At 57.1% G+C, this 1,822-nt stretch carries 1 protein-coding gene and 1 pseudogene; one reads left to right on the top strand and one right to left on the bottom strand.

Annotation, left to right across the window (positions count from 1 at the left end):
- Nucleotides 1-84 precede the first annotated feature (84 nt).
- Nucleotides 85-336 (top strand): annotated as a pseudogene (locus ATI53_RS22750) (transposase); the annotation flags it as partial.
- Nucleotides 337-462: 126 nt separating this feature from the next.
- Here the strand turns inward: ATI53_RS22750 and ATI53_RS22745 are convergent.
- Nucleotides 463-1,566 (bottom strand): hypothetical protein, encoded by a 1,104-nt coding sequence (locus ATI53_RS22745; protein ID WP_146610015.1) that lies wholly within the window; start codon nt 1,564-1,566, stop codon nt 463-465.
- Nucleotides 1,567-1,822: the final 256 nt, after the last annotated feature.

Raw genomic sequence — 1,822 nt, 5'->3', positions numbered from 1 at the left:
TCCTAATAAGACACGTCGTTAAGGACGTCGTTATGCACGTGTCTTAGCTCGGAACCCCGCCGTCAGGCAGGCGGCCTCAATCGGGCGGTTACGTTCTGCCTATCGATCCAAGTCCTGTTCAAGCCGCCGTTGCGCCAGATGGTAGCCAGCCTGCTCAGGTTCGCGCGGCTGGACTGGCCTGCACCGGACTTCTCCACCTTGTGCCCCAGGCAGAAAACCTTGGCGGTTCGGATCCCCTGTCGCCGCGCGGATGGCCCGCCGCACCTGAGTACCGGGAACAAGTTTCCCGGCGATGGCGAATGGCAAGCCCGTAAGCATGGTATTCAGGGCCGACGCCACCCGATTTACGCAACAGGGTCCATTTTTGTGCACCGACCTTTCTAGGTCGATTGAGCTAAAGCGTGCTGTGTCTCTCTACCCGAACGGTCGTGAACCATGTCCGATCGGAGAAAAGAAATTGAGTTACTTGCTTTGTGCAGCGGACGTGTCACGCGCAGCCCAAACGCTCTCACGCATGGTGACATAAACCTTTTGGGTCAGACAGACATTCATGACCTCGGGGGCGAATTTCACCATGTCATGAAGCAAGATGCTGAATGCGTTGATGTGTCTTATCTGATCAGCACTGAAATAGTCTGCCGCTTCCAACGGCTGTTCTGCGGGAACGGTCTTTTCAGCAGCTCGGACCAACGCGTCACTCATGATAGAAGACGAAAAGAACGCCTTATCCAGCGCGTCGGCATCAGCGCTGCGCTCCTGCCGGATACGTTCGTAAAGCTCACGCGACAGCATCGGCCGCTTGTCCCTCCGCCGGGGCATGGCAGACAAGATATAGGACAGGTATTCGCCCATCCTCATGCGCGCGCCCCGCGTGTTTTTCTGGGGCATCCGGCGGGGATGTTTGTGAAGATGGCGCAGCAACACGAGGTCCGACAAGGACAGGCTTTCGTTCAACTCCAAGTCACGCTCAGCCTCAACCGATTGCGAGCCAAACACGATCTCGAGGAAATCCTGCACGACGTCGCCACCCGCCAACTCGGCCCGGATCATTGGTCGAAGGACGAAGCGATCTCCGATCAAATCTCGCCATGCGCCAAAGCGGTCCGCGTAAGCCAGCTTGCCAGGCGCCAGCTTGCCATAGAAGTCAGCTTGAGTTTTGAACGAGAGACCCAGCTTGGTGACTTGCACCCAACTAGACAGGACGCGCTCGGCATGCGGGCGGACATAGGCAATCACCTTAAGTCCCTCGGCAAACTCTCCCAAATGATCGCGCATGACCCGCATAACCTCCACCGCTGGCACCTCTTCCAACAGCTCGGTCGAGATGACAGCAACGTCGGCACCCGACTTCTTGATGCGCGCATAGATCGCCGACATCTGTTGCGCGACTGCGGCCTTGTCACCGCGATGAATGGCGCTCCCTAGTGGGTGGTGATACGGATGCCCTTCGGTCACGGGATAGCACAGCGTTTGATCAACACCGGACCAAGACCCGCGCATCAATGCCCGTTGAATCGAGGTTGTACCAGTTTTCATATCACCAATGTGGAGAAATACTTGTGTCATCGCATGCCTAACTTCAGTTTTTCTATGAAATGCTATCTTACGCGTTTCGGGCAATGTTGCACAAATCAGAATTTGGCGTGATTGCGCCCCTTCCCACCTGAGTCCAGGCGATTTCTACGATCTCGGCCCTTCCGAGGGCCGAGAAGAGAAGTGGCTCGGGTTGTCTGAACAGGCTCCGGGCGTTTGCAAGTGGATTTCCGCCTCGGTTGTGCCGCCGCGCTTCGGGCATCGGCGGGCTGAAGTAGGCCTGATCGGG

Source organism: Salipiger aestuarii, from assembly GCF_003259905.1.
Taxonomy (GTDB): domain Bacteria; phylum Pseudomonadota; class Alphaproteobacteria; order Rhodobacterales; family Rhodobacteraceae; genus Salipiger; species Salipiger aestuarii.
The sequence above is the reverse complement of the archived record's forward strand: the minus strand, read 5'-3'. Positions and strand labels throughout refer to the sequence as shown.

Coding starts and splice junctions, on each gene's coding strand:
- ATI53_RS22745 (WP_146610015.1), bottom strand. CDS start 1,566: ATGACACAAGTATTTCTCCACATTGGTGATATGAAAACTGGTACAACC.